The organism is Rheinheimera sp. (assembly GCF_037442345.1).
Lineage (GTDB): Bacteria > Pseudomonadota > Gammaproteobacteria > Enterobacterales > Alteromonadaceae > Pararheinheimera.
The window spans coordinates 18,724-37,844 of the sequence record NZ_JBBIQL010000004.1; the positions used below are offsets into that span (position 1 = coordinate 18,724).

At 52.9% G+C, this 19,121-nt stretch carries 20 protein-coding genes; 17 read left to right on the forward strand and 3 right to left on the reverse strand.

Annotation, left to right across the window (positions count from 1 at the left end; all coding sequences use genetic code 11):
• The first annotated feature begins 7 nt into the window (after positions 1–7).
• From cysE to der, 17 genes are all read left to right on the forward strand, one after another.
• Positions 8–817 (forward strand): serine O-acetyltransferase, encoded by an 810-nt coding sequence (gene cysE, locus WKJ04_RS02965; RefSeq protein WP_337879055.1) that lies wholly within the window; start codon positions 8–10, stop codon positions 815–817.
• Between the two features lie 124 nt (positions 818–941).
• Positions 942–1,424 carry a Fe-S cluster assembly transcriptional regulator IscR gene (gene iscR / locus WKJ04_RS02970; RefSeq protein ID WP_337879056.1) on the forward strand — a complete coding sequence of 161 codons (483 nt, stop codon included), beginning with the start codon at positions 942–944 and terminating at the stop codon, positions 1,422–1,424.
• A 20-nt stretch (positions 1,425–1,444) separates the two neighbouring features.
• On the forward strand, positions 1,445–2,659 hold the full coding sequence (locus tag WKJ04_RS02975) for an IscS subfamily cysteine desulfurase (RefSeq protein ID WP_337842967.1): 1,215 nt from the start codon (positions 1,445–1,447) through the stop codon (positions 2,657–2,659).
• A gap of 27 nt (positions 2,660–2,686) precedes the next feature.
• Complete coding sequence (gene iscU, locus WKJ04_RS02980) at positions 2,687–3,070, forward strand: Fe-S cluster assembly scaffold IscU (RefSeq protein ID WP_337842968.1); 384 nt, start codon at positions 2,687–2,689, stop codon at positions 3,068–3,070.
• Positions 3,071–3,073: 3 nt separating this feature from the next.
• On the forward strand, positions 3,074–3,397 hold the full coding sequence (iscA, locus tag WKJ04_RS02985) for an iron-sulfur cluster assembly protein IscA (RefSeq protein ID WP_337842969.1): 324 nt from the start codon (positions 3,074–3,076) through the stop codon (positions 3,395–3,397).
• A 12-nt stretch (positions 3,398–3,409) separates the two neighbouring features.
• Positions 3,410–3,934 carry a co-chaperone HscB gene (hscB, locus tag WKJ04_RS02990; protein WP_337842970.1) on the forward strand — a complete coding sequence of 175 codons (525 nt, stop codon included), beginning with the start codon at positions 3,410–3,412 and terminating at the stop codon, positions 3,932–3,934.
• 8 nt (positions 3,935–3,942) lie between these two features.
• The gene (gene hscA / locus WKJ04_RS02995) at positions 3,943–5,799 is read left to right on the forward strand and encodes a Fe-S protein assembly chaperone HscA (RefSeq protein WP_337879057.1); all 1,857 of its coding nucleotides are present in this window, start codon (positions 3,943–3,945) and stop codon (positions 5,797–5,799) included.
• A gap of 1 nt (position 5,800) precedes the next feature.
• Positions 5,801–6,139: an ISC system 2Fe-2S type ferredoxin gene (fdx, locus tag WKJ04_RS03000; protein ID WP_337842972.1), complete on the forward strand. Its 339-nt coding sequence runs from the start codon at positions 5,801–5,803 to the stop codon at positions 6,137–6,139.
• Positions 6,140–6,286: 147 nt separating this feature from the next.
• Positions 6,287–6,718: a nucleoside-diphosphate kinase gene (gene ndk / locus WKJ04_RS03005; protein WP_337842973.1), complete on the forward strand. Its 432-nt coding sequence runs from the start codon at positions 6,287–6,289 to the stop codon at positions 6,716–6,718.
• Positions 6,719–6,857: 139 nt separating this feature from the next.
• Positions 6,858–7,982 carry a bifunctional tRNA (adenosine(37)-C2)-methyltransferase TrmG/ribosomal RNA large subunit methyltransferase RlmN gene (locus tag WKJ04_RS03010; protein ID WP_337879058.1) on the forward strand — a complete coding sequence of 375 codons (1,125 nt, stop codon included), beginning with the start codon at positions 6,858–6,860 and terminating at the stop codon, positions 7,980–7,982.
• A 22-nt stretch (positions 7,983–8,004) separates the two neighbouring features.
• Positions 8,005–9,252, forward strand: a complete 1,248-nt coding sequence (gene pilW / locus WKJ04_RS03015) for a type IV pilus biogenesis/stability protein PilW (protein ID WP_337879059.1) — start codon at positions 8,005–8,007, stop codon at positions 9,250–9,252.
• The gene (locus tag WKJ04_RS03020; protein WP_337879060.1) at positions 9,242–10,387 is read left to right on the forward strand and encodes a RodZ domain-containing protein; all 1,146 of its coding nucleotides are present in this window, start codon (positions 9,242–9,244) and stop codon (positions 10,385–10,387) included. The genes pilW and WKJ04_RS03020 overlap by 11 nt, the downstream gene beginning before the upstream one ends.
• Before the next feature lie 2 nt (positions 10,388–10,389).
• Entirely contained in the window at positions 10,390–11,505 is a 1,116-nt protein-coding gene (gene ispG / locus WKJ04_RS03025) for a flavodoxin-dependent (E)-4-hydroxy-3-methylbut-2-enyl-diphosphate synthase (RefSeq protein ID WP_337842977.1), read from the forward strand.
• Between the two features lie 30 nt (positions 11,506–11,535).
• A complete protein-coding gene (gene hisS, locus WKJ04_RS03030; protein WP_337879061.1) occupies positions 11,536–12,810 on the forward strand; it encodes a histidine--tRNA ligase in 1,275 nt (424 codons plus the stop codon).
• Positions 12,811–12,820: 10 nt separating this feature from the next.
• Positions 12,821–13,456: a tetratricopeptide repeat protein gene (locus WKJ04_RS03035; protein ID WP_337879062.1), complete on the forward strand. Its 636-nt coding sequence runs from the start codon at positions 12,821–12,823 to the stop codon at positions 13,454–13,456.
• 9 nt (positions 13,457–13,465) lie between these two features.
• Entirely contained in the window at positions 13,466–14,650 is a 1,185-nt protein-coding gene (gene bamB, locus WKJ04_RS03040; RefSeq protein WP_337879063.1) for an outer membrane protein assembly factor BamB, read from the forward strand.
• Between the two features lie 126 nt (positions 14,651–14,776).
• Positions 14,777–16,258, forward strand: coding sequence for a ribosome biogenesis GTPase Der (der, locus tag WKJ04_RS03045; protein ID WP_337842981.1), 1,482 nt, complete (start codon positions 14,777–14,779; stop codon positions 16,256–16,258).
• Positions 16,259–16,296: 38 nt separating this feature from the next.
• Here der and WKJ04_RS03050 read toward each other — a convergent pair whose 3' ends face one another.
• The 3 genes from WKJ04_RS03050 to xseA all read right to left on the reverse strand — a co-directional run bounded on the left by WKJ04_RS03050 (position 16,297) and on the right by xseA (position 19,013).
• Positions 16,297–17,013, reverse strand: coding sequence for an SDR family oxidoreductase (locus WKJ04_RS03050; RefSeq protein ID WP_337879064.1), 717 nt, complete (start codon positions 17,011–17,013; stop codon positions 16,297–16,299).
• A gap of 202 nt (positions 17,014–17,215) precedes the next feature.
• Positions 17,216–17,671, reverse strand: a complete 456-nt coding sequence (locus WKJ04_RS03055; protein WP_337879065.1) for a hypothetical protein — start codon at positions 17,669–17,671, stop codon at positions 17,216–17,218.
• A 4-nt stretch (positions 17,672–17,675) separates the two neighbouring features.
• A complete protein-coding gene (gene xseA, locus WKJ04_RS03060) occupies positions 17,676–19,013 on the reverse strand; it encodes an exodeoxyribonuclease VII large subunit (RefSeq protein ID WP_337879066.1) in 1,338 nt (445 codons plus the stop codon).
• Positions 19,014–19,121 lie beyond the last annotated feature (108 nt).

The window sequence follows — 19,121 nt, forward strand, 5'->3', positions numbered from 1 at the left end:
CCCAGTCATGTTTGCAGGCATCAGAGAAGACATTAAAAGTGTATTTGAGCGTGATCCGGCAGCACGCAGCTTTTTCGAAGTACTGACCAACTACCCGGGGTTGCATGCGATTTGGTGGCACCGGCTGAATCACAAAGTGTGGAATGCCGGTTTTAAATGGCTGGCGCGCTTTTTAAGTACCCTGGCCCGCTGGTTAACTGGCGTCGAAATTCACCCGGGTGCCCGTATTGGTCGCCGTTTTTTTATCGACCATGGCATGGGGGTGGTCATTGGGGAAACGGCAGAAATTGGGGACGATGTGACGCTGTACCATGGGGTGACCTTAGGCGGAACCAGCTGGAACCCGGGCAAACGCCACCCGACTTTAGGCAATAACGTGGTCATAGGGGCTGGTGCCAAAATTCTTGGCCCTTTGTATGTCGGCGAAAATGCCCGTATAGGTTCTAATGCGGTGGTGGTGAAAGATGTACCAGCAGGCGCCACTGTGGTGGGTATTCCTGGCCGTATCGTTGCCAAGCAGGATTCGGCCATTACAGAGCAGCGCCAGGAGCTGGCAAAAAAATTTGGTTTTGATGCCTATGCGGTGTCCAGCGACAACCCGGACCCTGTGGCGCAGGCGATGGGCCGGATGCTGGATCATATTCATTTCCTGGATGGCAAAGTGTCAGAACTGTGCCAGAGCATTAACACCCTGGGCGGCAATGTCTGCAGTCAGATGCCGGAAATCAAGATTGAAGATGAAGCCGTGCGCGAAGCGGAGCGTTTGGCTGCGCTGCAGCGCAAAAAAGAAATCGACGAATTCGATCCGACGATTTAGGGCGTCCTCTGAGCAGAAAGTACTGAACCCAATTAGATAATACCTGACTAACTTAGTAGGATTTATACTTGACTAATTTAGTCGGGAATGTACAATTTGCGCCATTCGAACCGGGGAGTCAGTTATGCGTTTAACCTCTAAAGGCCGTTACGCCGTGACCGCTATGCTGGATGTCGCTTTGCATGCGAAAACAGGCCCGGTTCCATTGGCAGATATTTCCCTGCGCCAGGGCATTTCCTTGTCTTATCTGGAACAGTTATTCGCCCGACTGCGTAAACAAGGTTTAGTGCAAAGTGTGCGTGGTCCTGGTGGTGGTTACCAGTTAGGCCGGGAAGCTGCACAAATTTCTGTGTCGGCGGTGATCAGTGCGGTGGATGAGTCAGTGGACGCCACCCGTTGTCAGGGCAAATCCGATTGTCAGAGCGGTGCCAAATGCCTGACCCACAGTCTTTGGACCGACTTAAGTGATCGTATTGAGGATTTTCTGACCAATGTCACCTTGGGTGAACTGGTGAAGAAAAACGAAATTCAAAACGTGGCCAAACGTCAGGACAGCCGCGTGAACAAGAATCCAGCAACTGATATTGAGATCAGTTGCCAGTTGTAAGGCCAGAGCCGGAGCAGATCATGAAGCTACCTATTTATTTGGATTATGCCGCCACTACGCCAGTGGATCAGCGTGTTGCTGAAAAAATGATGCAATACATGACGATGGACGGGACCTTTGGGAACCCGGCGTCACGTTCGCATAAATTTGGCTGGCAGGCAGAAGAAGCGGTAGAAGTCGCCCGTGCTCAGGTGGCCGAACTGGTCAATGCGGACCCACGTGAAATCGTGTTCACCTCAGGTGCAACTGAATCAAACAACCTGGCCATCAAAGGTGCTGCACATTTTTACCATAAAAAAGGCAAGCACCTGATCACGGTCAAAACCGAACACAAAGCCGTGCTGGACACCATGCGTGATCTGGAGCGTGAAGGGTACGAAGTGACCTATCTGCAGCCTCAGGCCAATGGTTTACTGACCATGGAACAACTGACTGCCGCCATTCGCCCGGACACTATCCTCATCAGTGTGATGTTCGTCAATAACGAAATTGGGGTGGTACAGGACATTGCGGCCATTGGTGAGATCTGTCGTGAGAAAGGCATAATCTTCCATGTGGATTCTGCTCAGGCCGCCGGCAAAGTCGATATCGACCTGCAAACCTTGAAAGTGGACCTGATGTCTTTTTCTGGCCACAAGGCCTACGGTCCTAAAGGCATTGGTGCTTTGTATGTGCGCCGTAAACCCCGTATCCGTCTGGAAGCCCAGATGCACGGTGGTGGTCATGAGCGTGGTATGCGTTCAGGCACACTGCCGACCCATCAGATCGTTGGTATGGGCGAAGCCTTCCGTATTGCCAAAGAAGAAATGCATGCTGAGCGTGAGCGCATTGCGATGTTGCGTGACCGGTTGTGGAATGGCATCAAAGGCATTGAACAGACCTTCCTCAATGGGGATACCGAACAACGTATTCCTGGTATCACCAATGTCAGCTTTAACTACGTGGAAGGTGAATCGCTGATTATGGCGCTGAAAGACATTGCCGTCTCTTCAGGTTCCGCCTGTACCTCAGCCAGCTTAGAGCCATCTTATGTATTACGTGCTTTAGGCCTGACCGACGAGCTGGCACACAGCTCCATCCGTTTCAGTATTGGCCGTTACACCACGGAAGCCGATATCGACCATACCATTAAGATCGTCAACGAAGCGATCGGCAAGTTACGCGATATGTCACCGCTGTGGGAAATGTTTAAAGACGGCGTGGACTTAAACTCTGTGGCCTGGGTGGCCCACTAATCAGTGCAGGATTAAGAGGTACGAAAAATGGCTTACAGCAACAAAGTAATTGATCACTACGAAAACCCTCGCAATGTTGGCTCTTTTGCGAAAGATGACCCGACTGTGGCTACCGGCATGGTTGGCGCACCGGCGTGCGGTGACGTGATGAAGCTGCAAATCAAGGTAAACGAGCAAGGCGTGATTGAAGATGCCAAGTTTAAAACCTACGGTTGCGGCAGCGCTATTGCCTCCAGCTCCTTAGTCACGGAGTGGGTGAAAGGCAAAACGCTGGACGAAGCGGCACAAATCAAAAACACCGACATTGCACAGGAACTGGCTTTACCGCCAGTGAAAATTCACTGCTCTATTCTGGCAGAAGATGCCATTAAAGCAGCCATCGACGATTACAAATCTCGGCACGGGAACTAAGTTATGGCCATCAGCATGACACCGGCAGCTGCAGACCGGGTGCGCAGTTTTCTGACCAATCGCGGTAAAGGTATTGGCCTGCGTGTTGGGGTGAAAACCACGGGTTGTTCTGGTTTGGCTTATGTACTGGAGTTTGTTGACGAGCTGAATGCCGATGATCAGGTGTTTGAAGAGTTTGGTCTGAAGCTGATTGTGGATGGCAAAAGCCTGGTCTATATCGACGGCACTCAGCTGGATTTTGTCAAAGAAGGTTTAAACGAAGGCTTCCAGTTTAATAACCCAAACGTCAATGGCGAATGTGGTTGTGGCGAAAGCTTTACCGTCTGATTAAGGACGCAGATGAACTATTTTCAGCTGTTTCATCTGCCAGCTCAGTTTGAGCTGGATTTGGCCGAACTCGGGACCCGTTATCTGGAGTTACAGCGTAACTTCCACCCGGATAAATTTGCCGCCGCTTCAGAGCGAGACCGGCTGATGGCGGTGCAGCAGGCTGCCAATATTAATGATGCTTACCATAGCCTGAAGCACCCGTTGCTCAGGGCTGAACATTTGTTGGCCTTGCGTGGCTTGAAAATCAGCCAGGAACAACGCAGTTTTACCGACCCGGCGTTTTTAATGCAGCAGATGGAGCTGCGTGAGCTTCTGGCGGAGATCCCGCATAGCCCAAACCCGGATGAGCTGATTGAGGATGCAGAACAGCAGATCGGTCAGCAACGCAAAGCCTTACTCAAACAGCTGCGAGAGTCGCTGGACAAGCAGCAGCCGGAGCAGGATCAACGATCGGCCGATCTGGTCCGCAAGCTGAAATTCTTCTATAAGCTGGAGCAGGAGCTCGAGCTGATTGAACAACAACTTCACGATTAAGAAGCAACATGGCGTTATTACAAATCGCAGAACCAGGCCAAAGCGCCGCTCCGCATCAGCACAAATTGGCTGCAGGCATTGATTTAGGCACGACCAATTCGTTGGTGGCCACTGTTCGTAGTGGCGAAGCCAGGACCCTGCCCAATTCAGCAGGCCAGGACATGGTGCCTTCTGTCGTACGCTACACCGAATCCAGCGTGATTGTTGGCCACGACGCCATGGCCCAGGCTGTGCTGGACCCGCACAACACCATTATTTCGGTCAAACGCCTGATGGGCCGTGGTTATGCAGAAATGCAGGCTGAAGCTTCGCATTTGCCTTATCAACTGGTCGATCAGGGGGGGCTGGTTGCGATTGACACAGTGCAGGGCGTGAAAAACCCGGTAGAGGTGTCGGCGGAAATTCTGGCGACTCTGGCCGATACGGCCAGTCAGACCTTGGGCGGTGAGCTGACCGGTGTGGTGATTACCGTACCGGCTTATTTTGACGACGCGCAGCGTCAGGCGACCAAAGACGCGGCCAAACTGGCTGGCCTGAACGTTTTACGTTTACTGAATGAACCCACAGCGGCCGCACTGGCTTATGGCCTGGATTCGGGTCAGGAAGGCGTGATTGCGGTTTATGATTTAGGTGGCGGCACTTTTGATATTTCTATTTTACGCCTGCAAAAAGGTGTGTTTGAAGTGTTGGCGACCGGTGGCGATTCTCAGTTGGGTGGGGATGATTTTGACCAAGCGCTAGTCGAATGGCTGCAGCAACAAAGCGGTGCACTGGAATTGAGCCACAGTGAACTGCGTCAGTACTTAGTGACGGCGCGCGCTGTGAAAGAACAATTGTCCAGCCAGCCGAAGGTGCAGTTCACTCTGCCTGTGGCTGGCGCTCAATTTGCCGGTGAAATCAGCCGCGAGCAATTTGATGCGCTGGTGCAGCCTTTGGTACGCAAAACCATCCGCGCCTGCAAACAAGTGTTGCGTGATGCTGGACTGGATACCGACCAGGTGCAACAGGTGGTGATGGTCGGTGGTTCTACCCGGGTGCCTCTGGTGCGTACTGCAGTGGCTGAGTTTTTTGCGACTGAACCTTTAACCTCGATTGACCCGGATAAAGTGGTGGCTATAGGTGCGGCCATTCAGGCCAATGTGCTGGTGGGCAATAAGTCCGGCACCGATACGTTGCTGCTGGACGTAACGCCACTGTCGCTCGGTATTGAAACCATGGGTGGCCTGGTCGAAAAAATTATTCCGCGTAATACCGTAATCCCGGTCGCGCGTGCGCAGGAGTTCACCACCTTTAAAGATGGTCAGACTGCCATGGCTATCCATGTGCTGCAAGGTGAGCGGGAGCTGGTCAGCGATTGCCGCTCTTTAGCCCGTTTTACCTTAACAGGCATTCCGCCCATGGCGGCCGGTGGCGCACATATCCGCGTCACTTTCCAGGTGGATGCCGATGGTTTATTGAATGTCACTGCCCAGGAAAAATCCAGCGGTGTCAGCGCCAGCATTCAGGTCAAACCTTCTTATGGCCTGACCGACGATCAGGTGGCGACTATGCTGCAAAGTTCCATGCTCTATGCCAAACAGGATATGCAGCAACGCTTGCACAAAGAACAGCAGGTGGAAGCGCAGCGGGTACTGGAGGCGGTGCGTGCGGCCTTGCAACAAGACGCTCACTTGTTGGATCCGAGCGAACTTGCGGCTATTGAGCAGGCGCTCGAAGCGCTGGAGCGGGCACGTGAACAGGCAGATACAGCTGGTATCAAAGCGGCCATTGAGCACGCCAACCAGAGCACAGATGAATTTGCTGCACGGCGTATGGATCAGTCGATCCGTCAGGCGCTGCGCGGCCATAAAGTGGACGAGGTCTGATATGCCACAAATCGTTTTTTTACCTCATGCTGAGTTGTGCCCTGAAGGTGCGGCGGTTGAAGCCCAAACCGGCGAATCTGTGCTGGATGTTGCACTGCGCTCTGGCATTTCCATTGAACACGCCTGTGAGAAATCCTGTGCCTGCACGACCTGCCATGTGATAGTGCGTGAGGGTTTTTATTCGCTGGAACCCAGTGATGAACTGGAAGACGACATGCTGGATAAAGCCTGGGGTCTGGAGCCGGAATCGCGGTTGGGTTGTCAGGCACTGGTGGCGGATGAAGACCTGGTGGTTGAAATTCCGAAATACACCATTAATCTGGCCAGTGAAGGTCACTAAGCTGTCACAAAACTCAGCAAAGCTGTACAAATGCCGCCTTGACGCGGCTTTTGTGCTTTTTGGGGTGAAATGTAGGTTTTTTTTATTTGTTCGCGTATAATTCGCGGCCACAAATTTTTCACTTAGTTAATTTTTTAGGAGTCTGTCATGGCTTTGGAACGTACCTTTTCAATCATCAAACCAGATGCAGTAGCCAAAAACGTTATCGGCGCTATCTACAACCGTTTTGAATCAGCTGGTTTACGTATCGTTGCAGCCAAAATGCTGCACTTAAGCCGTGAACAGGCCGAAGGTTTCTACGGCGAACACAAAGAGCGTCCATTCTTCAACGCTCTGGTGTCTTTCATGACGTCAGGCCCTGTGATGATTCAGGTGCTGGAAGGTGAAGACGCCGTGCGTAAAAACCGTGAAATCATGGGTGCTACCAACCCGAAAGACGCTCTGGCCGGTACTTTACGTGCTGACTACGCTGCCAGCATCGACGAAAACGCTGTTCACGGTTCAGACGCTGCTGCTTCTGCTGCCCGTGAAATCGCGTTTTTCTTCACTGACGCTGAACTGTGTGGCCGTACCCGTTAATTCAGGGCGCTGGATACCTCTTTAACCCGGTTTAAAGAGACTCCGAAAGGACATCAGGAGAAAAGGGGGCTTGGCCCCCTTTTCATCTGTTTGAGATGACCTATACCTATTGTTAGATCTTGTTGTGAGGAACGCTGTGATGAGCGCTGTCGAAACTAAAGTCAATTTGCTGGACCTGACCCGGACTCAGATGAAAGAGTTTTTTGTGTCCATTGGGGAGCAAGGCTTTCGGGCGGATCAGGTGATGAAGTGGATTTATCACTTCTGCATTGATGATTTCGACAAGATGACCAACATCAACAAGAAGCTACGCGACAAGCTCAAAGCCACCGCAGAAATCAAAGCACCCCATGTGGTGACACGTCAGGACAGTGCTGATGGCACCATTAAATTTGTGATGGGGCTGGCTGGTGGCCAGGAAGTGGAAACTGTCTGGATCCCGGAAAAAGACCGCCGCACTTTGTGTGTGTCTTCGCAGGTCGGTTGTGCACTGGATTGTTCTTTCTGCTCGACCGCCCAGCAGGGCTTTAACCGTAACCTGACCGTGTCGGAAATTATTGGTCAGGTCTGGCGGGTGGCGCAGATCATCGGCAGTTATGGTGACACGGGCGAAAAACCAGTCACCAACGTGGTGATGATGGGCATGGGCGAACCCTTGCTGAACCTGAACAACGTGGTTCCGGCCATGGAACTGATGATGGAAGACTATGGGTTTGGCCTGTCCAAACGCCGTGTCACTTTAAGTACCTCAGGCGTGGTGCCGGCACTGGATCTGCTGAAGGACAAAATTGATGTCGCGCTCGCCATTTCGCTGCATGCGCCAAACAATGAACTGCGCAATGAACTGGTGCCTGTCAATAAAAAGTACCCGATGGAAGAATTTCTGGCGGCGTCCAGGCGCTATGTGGCCAATTCACGTGCCAATGACAAAGTCACAGTGGAGTATGTGATGCTGGAGGGCATCAACGACAGCACAGATCAGGCGCATGAGCTGGCCAAAGCACTGAAAGACACACCGTCCAAAATTAACTTGATTCCGTTTAACCCTTACCCTGGCTCGCCTTATAAGCGCTCCAGCAATTCACGCATTGACCGCTTTAATAAAGTGTTGCAGGAATACGGCTTCACGGTCATCGTACGGAAAACCCGTGGTGATGACATTGACGCGGCATGTGGTCAGCTGGTGGGGGACGTGATTGACCGCACCAAACGTCTGGTGAAAAAACAGATGAAAGGTGAGTCAATTTCAGTAAAAATGGTGTAACCACCCGCAGCAAGGACAGATTATGCAACTAAGGCCTTTGCTTACCTGCGTTGTACTCTGTATCCCTCTGATGGCCTGCGTCACCCAAACCACTGTGACTGCTGCTGACCGTCAGCATCAACCTAACCTGAATATGACGGAAGCGGCCCGCACCCGGGTCGCTTTGGGTATTAATTACCTGCAAGTGGGCGACAAATCTCAGGCCAAATACAATCTCGACAAAGCCTTGCAGATGGCACCTCAGCTGGCAGAAGTGCAGAATGCGCTGGCTTATTACTACCAGCAGGTGCAAGACCATGAGGCCGTGGTCAAGGCGTATCAACAGGCGATGGCGCTGGAGCCGGATAATGCCGATTCCTACAATAATTTTGGTGCCTACCTGTGTCAGCAGGGCCAGTATCAGCAGGCAGAGCAGCTGTTACTGGCAGCGATCAAGCGGCCTGGTTATTTCCGTGTGGCTGACAGTTATGAAAATCTGGCGCTGTGTGCGCTGGAACAAAACGACTTCACCCAGGCCAGACATTATCTGAGCTTATCCCTTACTCATAATGCGACAAGGCCCAGTGCCCAGTTCAATTCTGCCGCTTTGTATTACGCCACCAAACAGCTGGAACAGGCGGTGCGAACGCTGGAGCTGATGCAACGCGCTTCCCAATTGTCTGCCCCGGTCTTGCTACTGAGTTATCAGGTGGCCCAGGAACAACAGCAGTGGAAAACCATGCAGGACGCAGAACAGCAATTATTCAGCCTGTACCCGCAAAGCCGGGAGGCTTTGCTGCTGAGTCAGCAGCAATTATCAAAATCGGAATTCAGTGTGCTAAGGCAACGCTATCTGGCCAGCACCGCCTCCGCAGCTGTGAGCCCGGCTCAGCAACCGCGTATCAAGATAGTTATTAAAAAAAGTGCAACTGCAGAAAGCAACAAAAGTCAGCGGCGGCATCAGGTGCAAGCCAATGAAAGCTTGGCTGGCATAGCGCAGCAATACGGTGTTACTATGAGCGACCTAATCAGCTGGAACGCGTTGCGACCTGATCAGGCTCTGCAGGAAGGCCAATGGCTGTACCTGACCGGAGCTGACCGCGCAGACCAAGTAACATTACCTCAGCGCTATCAGGTGAAGGACGGGGAAACCCTGTCGCAGATTTCGCTGCGTTACAACATAAAACTCGCACGCCTGCTGCAATGGAACAACTTAACAGAGCAGAGCCCGGTACGGGCTGGCCAATTTATCTACTTAAAAGATCCGGCACATTTGGACTATGACAACTGAACTTGAGCAGACTGTGCTTACGGTAGGACAATGCCTGAAGCAGGCACGTGAGCACCAGCAACTCACTGCACAACAAGTCGCTTTGCAACTGAATTTAAAAACCAGTCTGATTGACGATCTGGAAGCAGATCGTTTCGATCCTAAATTATCTCCTACTTTTTACCGGGGCTACCTGCGCTCTTATGCCAAATTACTGAAGTTGCCTGAGAAAGCCTTGCTGGAGCAATACAGCAAAGAAACCAAAGGCCTGCAACAGACACCAAGCCTGACCCGCAGTTTCTCCAAACGCACCGCCAAAGAAGCGACCGACAGCCGGTATATCTGGCTGACCTGGCTCGTGGTGCTGAGCTTTATCGTATTGCTGGTGATGTATTTCTGGCAAAACCGGCTGGATGGGCAGCCTGTGTCTGCGCCTTTGCCTGTGGTTGACACTGAACAGACGGCTCAGCAGCAGGAAGAACAAGCCAGTGCGGCCAATTGGACAAACCCAGAGCAAAACACCGCAGCGGCAGACACGACAGCGCAACATGCAGTTCCTGTTTTGACAGATGCTGTTGCTGACACAAACCAGCCTGTGGCTGAGGATGCGGCCAGACAACATGTTACGGCTGAACCTCTCAATACAGAGGCAGAGCGTCAGCCACAGCAAACCGAACCTGTTTCGGCTGCGACTGTACCGCAACAGAATTCTGAGCCTCAGGCAGACGCTGGCACTACTGTGCCACAAATGAACGAAGAACCTCAGGCGCCTGTGACTCAGTTGGTGCAACCTGCCGTTTCAGTACCAACTGATACGGACGGCGACAGTGCCAGTACGCCGGCAGCGTTGAACAGCCCGGTGCCTGAGCAACAGCAGGCACAGCAGACCGAAAACACTGCGCTAAACAGCGCAGCAACCAGTAGCCTGGTGCTCAGTTTCAGTGGCGACTGCTGGGTGGAAATTACGGATGCCAGCGGAAAGCGGCTGGCTTTTGGTGCGCGCAGCGCTGGCGACAGCCTGGAGCTGAGCGGCGTAGCTCCGGTGAAGGTCTTGCTTGGAAACGCGTCTGCAGCACAGCTGAGCTTTAATGGTCAGCCAATAGATTTATCCGGCTATGCACAAGGCCGGGTGGCCCGTTTAACTTTGGGACAGTGAGTATGAGTTACGCTGAAAACCCGATTAAAAGACGTCAGTCAACGCAAATCAAAGTAGGCACTGTGTTAGTAGGGGGGGATGCTCCTATTTCAGTGCAGTCGATGACCAATACCAAAACCACAGATGTGGAAGCCACGCTGGCGCAAATTGACGCCATTGCCAAAGCCGGGGCCGATATGGTGCGGGTGTCGGTGCCGACTATGGACGCGGCTGAAGCCTTCAGGCTGATTAAACAACGCGCTCCGATCCCGTTGGTGGCCGATATCCATTTTGATTACCGCATTGCGCTGCAAGTGGCTGACTATGGCGCCGATTGTTTGCGTATTAACCCAGGCAATATAGGCCGGGAAGATCGTATCCGTGCTGTGGTCGAAGCGGCCCGCGACCGTAATATTCCCATTCGTATCGGCGTCAACGGTGGCTCTTTGGAGCAGGACCTGCAGGAAAAGTACGGCGAACCTACGCCGGAAGCACTGGTCGAGTCGGCGATGCGCCATGTCGACATTTTAGACCGGCTGAACTTTGATCAGTTTAAGGTTTCCGTAAAAGCCTCTGACGTCTTTCTGGCCGTGGGGGCTTACCGCCTGCTGGCCAAACAAATTAAACAGCCATTGCACCTGGGGATTACCGAAGCCGGTGGGGCCCGCTCCGGTGCAGTCAAATCCGCCATAGGCCTTGGTATGTTATTGTCTGAAGGCATTGGCGACACCTTACGTATTTCGTTGGCGGCAGACCCGGTGGAAGAAGTCAAAGTGGGTTTTGACATTCTCAAATCGCTGCGTATTCGTTCCCGTGGTATTAATTTTATCGCCTGCCCCAGCTGTTCGCGGCAGGAATTTGATGTGATCAAAACCATGAACGAGCTGGAACAACGGCTGGAAGATGTGGTCGACCCGCTGACTGTGTCGGTGATAGGTTGTGTGGTCAACGGGCCGGGCGAAGCGTTGATCTCAGATCTCGGTGTGGCGGGGGCAAACCGGATGAGTGGTTTTTATGTCAACGGTCAGCGCCAGAAGCTGCGCATTGACAATAGTCAGGTGGCCGAACAACTGGAAGCTCAGGTGCGGGCTTATCTGGAAGAAAAGAAGCGTCAGATTGAAATCAAACAGCTGGATTAAGACCAGCTTTTTGCCAAAAGAGAGTATGTAGTGTCAAAAGATATCCAGGCCATTCGTGGCATGAATGACTGCTTACCGGCAGAAACCGCCCAGTGGCAACATATTGAACAGGTGCTGCGCAGTACAGTGCAAAATGCTGGCTACCAGGAAATCCGTTTTCCTATCGTTGAGATGACCGAGCTGTTTAAGCGCTCTATCGGTGAAGTCACCGACATCGTTGAAAAAGAGATGTATACCTTTGCTGATCGTAACGGCGACAGCCTGACGTTGCGCCCGGAAGGTACCGCCTGCTGTGTGCGGGCGGCCAATCAGCATGGCTTGCTGTACAACCAGGAACAACGCCTGTGGTATATGGGCCCGATGTTCCGTCACGAGCGGCCGCAAAAAGGCCGCTACCGCCAGTTTCATCAGTTTGGTCTGGAAGCTTTTGGTATGGCCGGGCCGGATATCGATGCGGAAGTGATTTTGCTCAGTGCCCGTATGCTGAAGCAACTGGGGCTGTCATCTTATGTCAAATTGGAGCTGAACTCGTTGGGCTCCAACCAGGCCCGTACGGATTACCGTGCTGCACTGGTGGCTTATTTGGAGCAGCATAAAGAGCTGCTGGACGAGGACAGCCTGCGCCGCCTGTACAGCAACCCGCTGCGGGTACTGGACAGTAAGAACCCGGCGATGCAGGAGATGCTGGGTAAAGCGCCGCAATTGCTGGACCATCTGGACGAGGAGTCCAAAGCGGATTTCGAAGGTTTAAAGCAGCGTCTGACGGCGGCTGGCGTCACTTTTGAAATCAACCCGCGTTTAGTGCGTGGTCTCGATTATTACAACAAAACCGTGTTCGAGTGGGTGACGACTAACCTGGGGTCACAAGGCACCGTCTGTGCCGGTGGCCGTTACGACGGTCTGGTCGAACAGTTGGGTGGAAAATCAACACCGGCAGTGGGTTTTGCCTTGGGGCTGGAGCGGCTGGTATTATTGCTGCAAACGCTGGAGCTGATGCCGGTATTACCTTCGCAAACAGACCTTTATCTGATGCCATTAGGCGAAGCGGCGGAACTTGCTGCAGTTTCCATTGCCGAACAGCTGCGCGACGCTCTGCCTGGCCTGCGGCTGATGCTGCACTGCGGTGGTGGTAATCTGAAGAAACAACTGAAAAAAGCGGATAAATCCGGCGCCTCGCTGGGCTTATTGCTGGGTGAAACTGAGCTGGCTCAGGGTGAAGTGACATTAAAATGGCTGCGTGAAGACAAGCCGCAACACAATATCAAACTGAATGAATTAAGCGGCGTGCTGAGCGAGCTGATTTAAGGGAATTTGAATGGAAATTTACAATACCGAAGAACAACAGGTAGAAGCGATTAAACGCTTCTGGAAAGAAAACGGTCTGGCTATTGCGGCAGGTGTCGTACTGGGCTTAGGTGGTCTGTACGGCTGGCGTTATTACCAAAGCAGCCAGCTGGAGAAAACCATGGCGCAATCGCAGTCTTACAGCGAGCTGCTGGAAAAAGCCCAGGGTGAAGATAACGCGGAACTGGCACAGCAGTTTCAGAGTTTTGTCGAGGCGAACGCCGATTCTTCGTACGCTATGCTGGCCGCTTTTGTTGCAGCCAAAGAAGCGGTTGAGAAAAAAGATTATGCTGCTGCCGCCAAGTCGCTGACTTTTGTGATTGGGTCAGCCAAACAAGCGGAAATGAAGGCATTGGCCCAGTTACGTCTGGCACGGGTTCAGCTGGAACAAAAAGACCATGCTGCAGCGCTCAACACATTGACTGCGGCAATGCCTGAAGCCTTTAAAGCACAACAGGAAGAATTAAAAGGGGATGCCTTGTTAGTGGCCGGTGACGCAGCCAAGGCTAAAACGGCCTATCTGGCAGCTCAATCCGCTGCCAAAGAAGGTCAGAGCCCGATACTGAAAGTGAAGTTAGACGAACTGGCGCATGTAACTGCAGCATAAGGTGGTTTTGTGAAGTTATGCTTAAACCGCGCCGGTCTGGTTCTGGCGCTGCTGACGGTACTGAGTGCCTGTTCGTCCAAAGACGAACTGGTGTACCCAGAGATCAGCAACAAAATTAAACCGGATGAAATCTGGAGTGCGTCGGTGGGCGATGGGGTAGAGCATTATGACTCTGCGCTGAAGCCGCTGATCCTCGGTGATAGAGTCTTTGCCGCCAGTCGTGCTGGTTATGTCATGGCCTTCGAACGGGAGACCGGTCGTAAACTCTGGACTTTCGATGCCCGCACGGACGAGTCTGCCGGTTTTTTGGATTCCCTGAATTTCTGGAATGACGAAACCGCCCGCTTGTCCGGTGGCGTCAGCGCCGGTTATGACAAAATTTACGTGGGCAGTGAAAACGGCGACGTCATTGCGCTGAACCCTGAAACAGGTGAATTGGTCTGGCGGGTGAAAGTGGGCGGGGAAGTCATTGCCAGCCCGGCTGCCGGTGATGGGTTTGTTGTGGTGAATACCTCGGCCGGTTCGGTTTTCGCATTGCACCCGGATACAGGAGAGCAGCGCTGGAAACATGAGCAGGAAACCGCATTGCTGAGTTTACGCGGCACCAGTGAGCCGGTGATCGCCAGCGGTGGTGTTATTTTTGGTTCCGGCGCAGGTAAAGTCGCAGTACTGATTGCAGACAAAGGCGTGTTGGCTTGGGAACAAAGCATTGCAGTGCCAAAAGGTGCAACCGATTTGTCGCGTATGAACGACGTGGACGCCACCCCCATCATCATTGACGGCATGATTTACGCTATCGCCTATAATGGTGAACTGACGGCGTTGGACCTGCGTACCGGTCGCCCGGTCTGGAAACGGGAGTACTCCACGTTCCGGGATATGGCGATTGAAGGCAGCTCCATTTATATCGTCGACAGCACAGGGAAGATTTTTGCCATTGACCGCCGTAATGGCCTGGAACAATGGTCGCAAATGGGGTTGAACAAGCACTTGTTGACTGGCCCTGTGGTGTACAAAGATTATCTGGCTATTGGCGATGTGGAAGGCAACCTGTTCTGGCTGGATAAAAACAGCGGTGAATTTGTTGGCCAGTTTAGTTATGGTTCAGGCTTCTATACTCAGGGCGTCAGCAATGGGGATGACCTGGTGATCCAGACCCGTGACGGTGAGCTGAGTTTAATTCGTTTACCTTAACCGCACTGAGCAGTTAAAATACAGGGTCGGGTTGTGAGTTTCACATCCCGACCCTGTTGTTTCATGGCCTGTGAAGGCCCCTTGTTGTGCTTTTTGCACAACCTTTGATTGGATTTGAGGTAAAACATGTTACCTGTAGTGGCGTTAGTCGGCCGTGCCAATGTTGGCAAATCAACCTTATTTAACCGTTTGACCCGGACCCGCGATGCGCTGGTGGCTGACTTTCCGGGCCTGACGCGTGACCGTAAGTACGGCACAGTCAAATACGAAGGTTACGAATTTATTGTGGTGGATACCGGGGGTATCGACGGCAATGAACAAGGTATTGAAGTGGAGATGGCAGAGCAATCGCTCAAAGCCATTGACGAAGCCGATGTGGTGTTATTTATGGTGGACGCCCGTGCCGGTGCTATGGTCGCCGATGAAGCCATCGCCACGCACATTCGCCGTATCAATAAAAAAGTCTTTCTGGTCGCTAACAAAACAGACGGCCTGGACGCAGACACCGCAGTGGCCGACTTCTACAGCCTGGGTTTGGGGGAAGTTTACCCTATTGCTGCGGCGCATGGCCGCGGTGTAGTGTCCTTGCTGCAAACCGCATTATTGCCATTGTTATCTGAACAACAGCAGGAACGCATTCACGCCATTGAGCAAGGTGAAAACCCGGACGAGCTGGATGAGGACGAAAACTTCGCCGAAGGCGAAGACAGCAAGGCGGCACGCGACCAGCACATTAAGCTGGCCATTGTCGGCCGCCCCAATGTGGGTAAATCGACGCTGACCAACCGTATTCTGGGTGAAGAGCGGGTGGTGGTGTTTGACATGCCAGGTACCACCCGGGACGCAATTTACATTCCAATGACCAGGGGTGAGCGCGAATACACACTGATTGATACTGCCGGTGTGCGCCGTCGTGGCAAAATCGATGATATGGTCGAAAAGTTTTCAGTGATTAAAACCCTGCAGGCGATTGAAGATGCCAACGTAGTGATTTTAGTGCTGGATGCCCGTCAGGGTATTTCCGATCAGGATCTCAGCATTCTGGGTTATGTGCTCAATGCGGGCCGCTCGTTAGTGATTGCGGTCAACAAATGGGACGGCCTGGATGATGGCGTGAAAGACGAAGTAAAACGCGAGCTGGACCGCCGTTTAGGTTTTATCGACTTTGCCCGCCTGCATTTTATTTCTGCGTTGCATGGCTCAGGCGTCGGCAATTTGTTTGAATCGGTGGAAGAAGCCTTTGATTCAGCAACCCGCCGAGTCAGCACCGCCCTGTTAACCCGTATTATGAAAATGGCGCAGGAAGACCACCAGCCGCCGCTGGTGAATGGCCGCAGGGTGAAACTGAAATACGCACATGCTGGCGGTTACAACCCACCGATGATCGTGATCCATGGCAATCAGGTGCAGGATTTGCCGGATTCGTACAAGCGTTATCTGATGAACTATTACCGCAAGTCCTTGCAGATGATGGGGACGCCAGTGCGGGTTGAATTCCGCGAAGGCGATAACCCGTTTGCCCAGCGTCGCGAAAATCTGACGCCGAACCAGCGCTACAAGCGGGATCGGATCTTAAAAGCCCGGGCGAACCTGGCCAACAAGAAATGACTCAGACAGGGCCCATGCGGGCCCTGTTTTTTTTTGTCTCAACCGTGCTGAGGCAGGGCATTCAGGTAAATATCCGGGTACCCAGACAAAGCCGCATGCACCTGCTGTGTGGGTTCATCAGCCAGCACCTGCGAAGCACCCTGTTCCAGGCCCTGATAGGTACGTTGTACGACGAATTCCGGCGTGACTTTAGGTACCTCCATCCCTTTGGTCAGGTCGGTATCAATAAAACCCACATGCAAGGCCAGCACCTGAGTGTGTTGTGCCGCCAGCTCCTGACGCAGCGCATTGGTCATCGACCAGGCGGCTGATTTAGTGACTGAATACGTTGCCAGCAGCGGGCCTGTGATCCAGCTGGCGATGGACAACACATTGACAATAGCACCGCCACCATTGGCCTTCAGTACAGGAGCAAAAGCCTGGCTCAGCCGCAGTGGGCCATAAAGATTCACTTCCAGTTGGCGTTGTATCATGTCCACTGCGTTGTCGCCTAAAATTGGGCCTGTTTCGGCCACGCCGGCGTTGTTAATCAATAGCGTCACATCGCCAAGTTCCTGTGCCACGCGCTGCACTTCAGCGGCGCTGGTCACATCCAGCTGCACTGGGACCACGCCTTCTAACTGGATGCTGGCCGGGTTACGGGCCGCGGCATAGACCTTTTTTGCACCGCGTGTCAGCGCTTCTTTGGCAAAGGCCAGCCCTAAGCCGCGGTTAGCACCAGTGATCAGGACTACAGCTTGGTTAAGGTTCATCATGGGCCCTCCATTGAATGAGTGTCATACAGGCAGTGGTGACAGCGCAGATGCCTGTTCAGGTTTGAGTGGCTGTAGCTACAGCGGCTGTCACAGCTCATCGCCTGCAGTCAGAGTAGACTGCTTACAGGAAAAAGGGATCACTCTTTTGAGTGAGCTGCAATTTTTGTCGTGAATGCCAATAGTGATGCCAGAGAAATACAGGTTAAACATCTGCATGTCCTTTGAAGAATGCTTCGAGCTGTTGAACCCGGTGGGGCCGGTTAAACAGGCGGTATAAATGCAGCCAGTCCTGAAGCGACATGAGAGGATAACTGTGTTGCCATTGGATCTGGTCGGGTCGGAAGCTAAAACTATGCAGGTGATTGTTCTGCATCACCTGAATACCTGCCATCAGTTCTATAACCCCCAGAGCGGTCTGAATGCGGCAGAAATGCTGGCTGCAGTAACATGGGTGGGGTTCAACGTTCAGCTCGTCGCCCAGACGAAGTAACAGCTGCCTGGCTTCGGGAAAAAACTCTGGGGTACAGACTAAATCCAGGTCTTGTGCCTGCTGAAGCAGACCATGGCAATACAGCAGAAAACTGCCACCTATACCCCAGGCTTCAGGCCCCAGCAACTGAGTCACCTGGCTTGCCAGTTGTTCAATACGCCGGGACACCGGACTACTCCTGACTGGTCTGGCGAACCACAGAGATCACAGTGCCTTGTGCCAGCCTGCTGTGCAAGCAGTCGCCTGGCTGTAGTTGTTCCGCTTTGGTCACGATTTTGCCCTGTGCATCCAGGCTGATGCTATAGCCTCGTTGTAAAGTGGCAAGCGGGCTGACTGTATTCAGCCTGCTGCTGTACAGCAGCCAGTGTTGGTGTTTTTGTTGCAACTGGTGTTGCATGGCCTGCTGCAGTCGCTGATGCAGTTGGTTTAACTGCGTGGCCTGCCGTGACAGCTGCAAGGCCGGGTTTTGCTGGTAGACCCGCTGTTCCAGCTGAGTCACCCGTTGTTGAGACTGCTGCAGCTGACGCTGCAGGGCCCGGGTCAGTGCCAGCTGCAACTCGTCCAGACGTTGCTGTTGTTGCTGCAGCCGGCGTGCCGGGTCCAGTAACTGCAGTCGATGTTGCAAATGCTGAACGGCTGGCGCTTTATTTCGCAGGTAATTGTGCATCACTTGCACCAAGCGGGCGGCATTTTTTGCTAGCAACTGAATTTGTTGTTGCTGATCAGGAGATACCAGTTCGGCGGCTGCCGAAGGCGTAGCGGCCCGTATATCGGCAACAAAATCGGCAATAGTAAAATCAATTTCGTGGCCGACGGCACTGACCGTCGGAATAGGGCAATGTGCAATTTGCCGGGCCAGGGTTTCATCATTAAAGCACCACAAATCCTCCAAAGAGCCGCCGCCCCGGCCAATAATCAGCACATCCACTTCGTTGCGGCGTATCGCGTTTTGCAGTGCCTGCACTAACTGCTGAGCTGCGGTCGCGCCTTGCACCTGGCTTGGATAAATGATGATCTCAAGCGCCGGAGCACGGCGTTGCAACACGGTCAGAATATCGCGAATGGCAGCACCTGTTGGAGACGTCACCACGCCCACCCGTTTGACCTGGCCTGGAAGAGGTTTCTTCCGCTCAGGCGCCAATAAGCCTTCGGCTGCCAGTTGGGCTTTCAGCTGTTCATACTGCTGTTTCAGCAGACCATCACCAGCCGGCTCCACCATATCGGCCAGCAACTGGTATTCGCCACGGGGTTCATAAACACTGATCCGGGCCCGGATCAGTACCTGCTGGCCATTACGTGGTTGCAGGCTGGCGTAGCGGTTGGCCTGCTTAAACATGGCGACTTTGACCTGTGCTGCCTGATCTTTTAAAGAAAAATACCAATGGCCAGAAGAAGCCGCGACAAAGTTGGACACTTCGCCCACCAGCCACAGCTGTTTAAACTGCAGTTCCAGTGTAAGGCGGACTTCAGAGTTAAGGCGGGACACTGTGTAAATATCGGCCTGAGACATGGGTGCTTCTGTTTCGATAAGCTGCGGATTTGTCGTCACTTTACCACAAAAGCGAAAAACTGATTGTTCGCAGGCTGAAAAGCGGATAAAATTGCGCCGCAACATTCC

Excerpts from the sequence above, each read along its gene's own strand:
- cysE (WP_337879055.1), top strand. The coding sequence starts at position 8 with ATGTTTGCAGGCATCAGAGAAGACATTAAAAGTGTATTTGAGCGTGAT.
- iscR (WP_337879056.1), top strand. The coding sequence starts at position 942 with ATGCGTTTAACCTCTAAAGGCCGTTACGCCGTGACCGCTATGCTGGAT.
- WKJ04_RS02975 (WP_337842967.1), top strand. The coding sequence starts at position 1,445 with ATGAAGCTACCTATTTATTTGGATTATGCCGCCACTACGCCAGTGGAT.
- iscU (WP_337842968.1), top strand. The coding sequence starts at position 2,687 with ATGGCTTACAGCAACAAAGTAATTGATCACTACGAAAACCCTCGCAAT.
- iscA (WP_337842969.1), top strand. The coding sequence starts at position 3,074 with ATGGCCATCAGCATGACACCGGCAGCTGCAGACCGGGTGCGCAGTTTT.
- hscB (WP_337842970.1), top strand. The coding sequence starts at position 3,410 with ATGAACTATTTTCAGCTGTTTCATCTGCCAGCTCAGTTTGAGCTGGAT.
- hscA (WP_337879057.1), top strand. The coding sequence starts at position 3,943 with ATGGCGTTATTACAAATCGCAGAACCAGGCCAAAGCGCCGCTCCGCAT.
- fdx (WP_337842972.1), top strand. The coding sequence starts at position 5,801 with ATGCCACAAATCGTTTTTTTACCTCATGCTGAGTTGTGCCCTGAAGGT.
- ndk (WP_337842973.1), top strand. The coding sequence starts at position 6,287 with ATGGCTTTGGAACGTACCTTTTCAATCATCAAACCAGATGCAGTAGCC.
- WKJ04_RS03010 (WP_337879058.1), top strand. The coding sequence starts at position 6,858 with ATGAGCGCTGTCGAAACTAAAGTCAATTTGCTGGACCTGACCCGGACT.
- pilW (WP_337879059.1), top strand. The coding sequence starts at position 8,005 with ATGCAACTAAGGCCTTTGCTTACCTGCGTTGTACTCTGTATCCCTCTG.
- WKJ04_RS03020 (WP_337879060.1), top strand. The coding sequence starts at position 9,242 with ATGACAACTGAACTTGAGCAGACTGTGCTTACGGTAGGACAATGCCTG.
- ispG (WP_337842977.1), top strand. The coding sequence starts at position 10,390 with ATGAGTTACGCTGAAAACCCGATTAAAAGACGTCAGTCAACGCAAATC.
- WKJ04_RS03035 (WP_337879062.1), top strand. The coding sequence starts at position 12,821 with ATGGAAATTTACAATACCGAAGAACAACAGGTAGAAGCGATTAAACGC.
- der (WP_337842981.1), top strand. The coding sequence starts at position 14,777 with ATGTTACCTGTAGTGGCGTTAGTCGGCCGTGCCAATGTTGGCAAATCA.
- WKJ04_RS03050 (WP_337879064.1), bottom strand. The coding sequence starts at position 17,013 with ATGATGAACCTTAACCAAGCTGTAGTCCTGATCACTGGTGCTAACCGC.
- xseA (WP_337879066.1), bottom strand. The coding sequence starts at position 19,013 with ATGTCTCAGGCCGATATTTACACAGTGTCCCGCCTTAACTCTGAAGTC.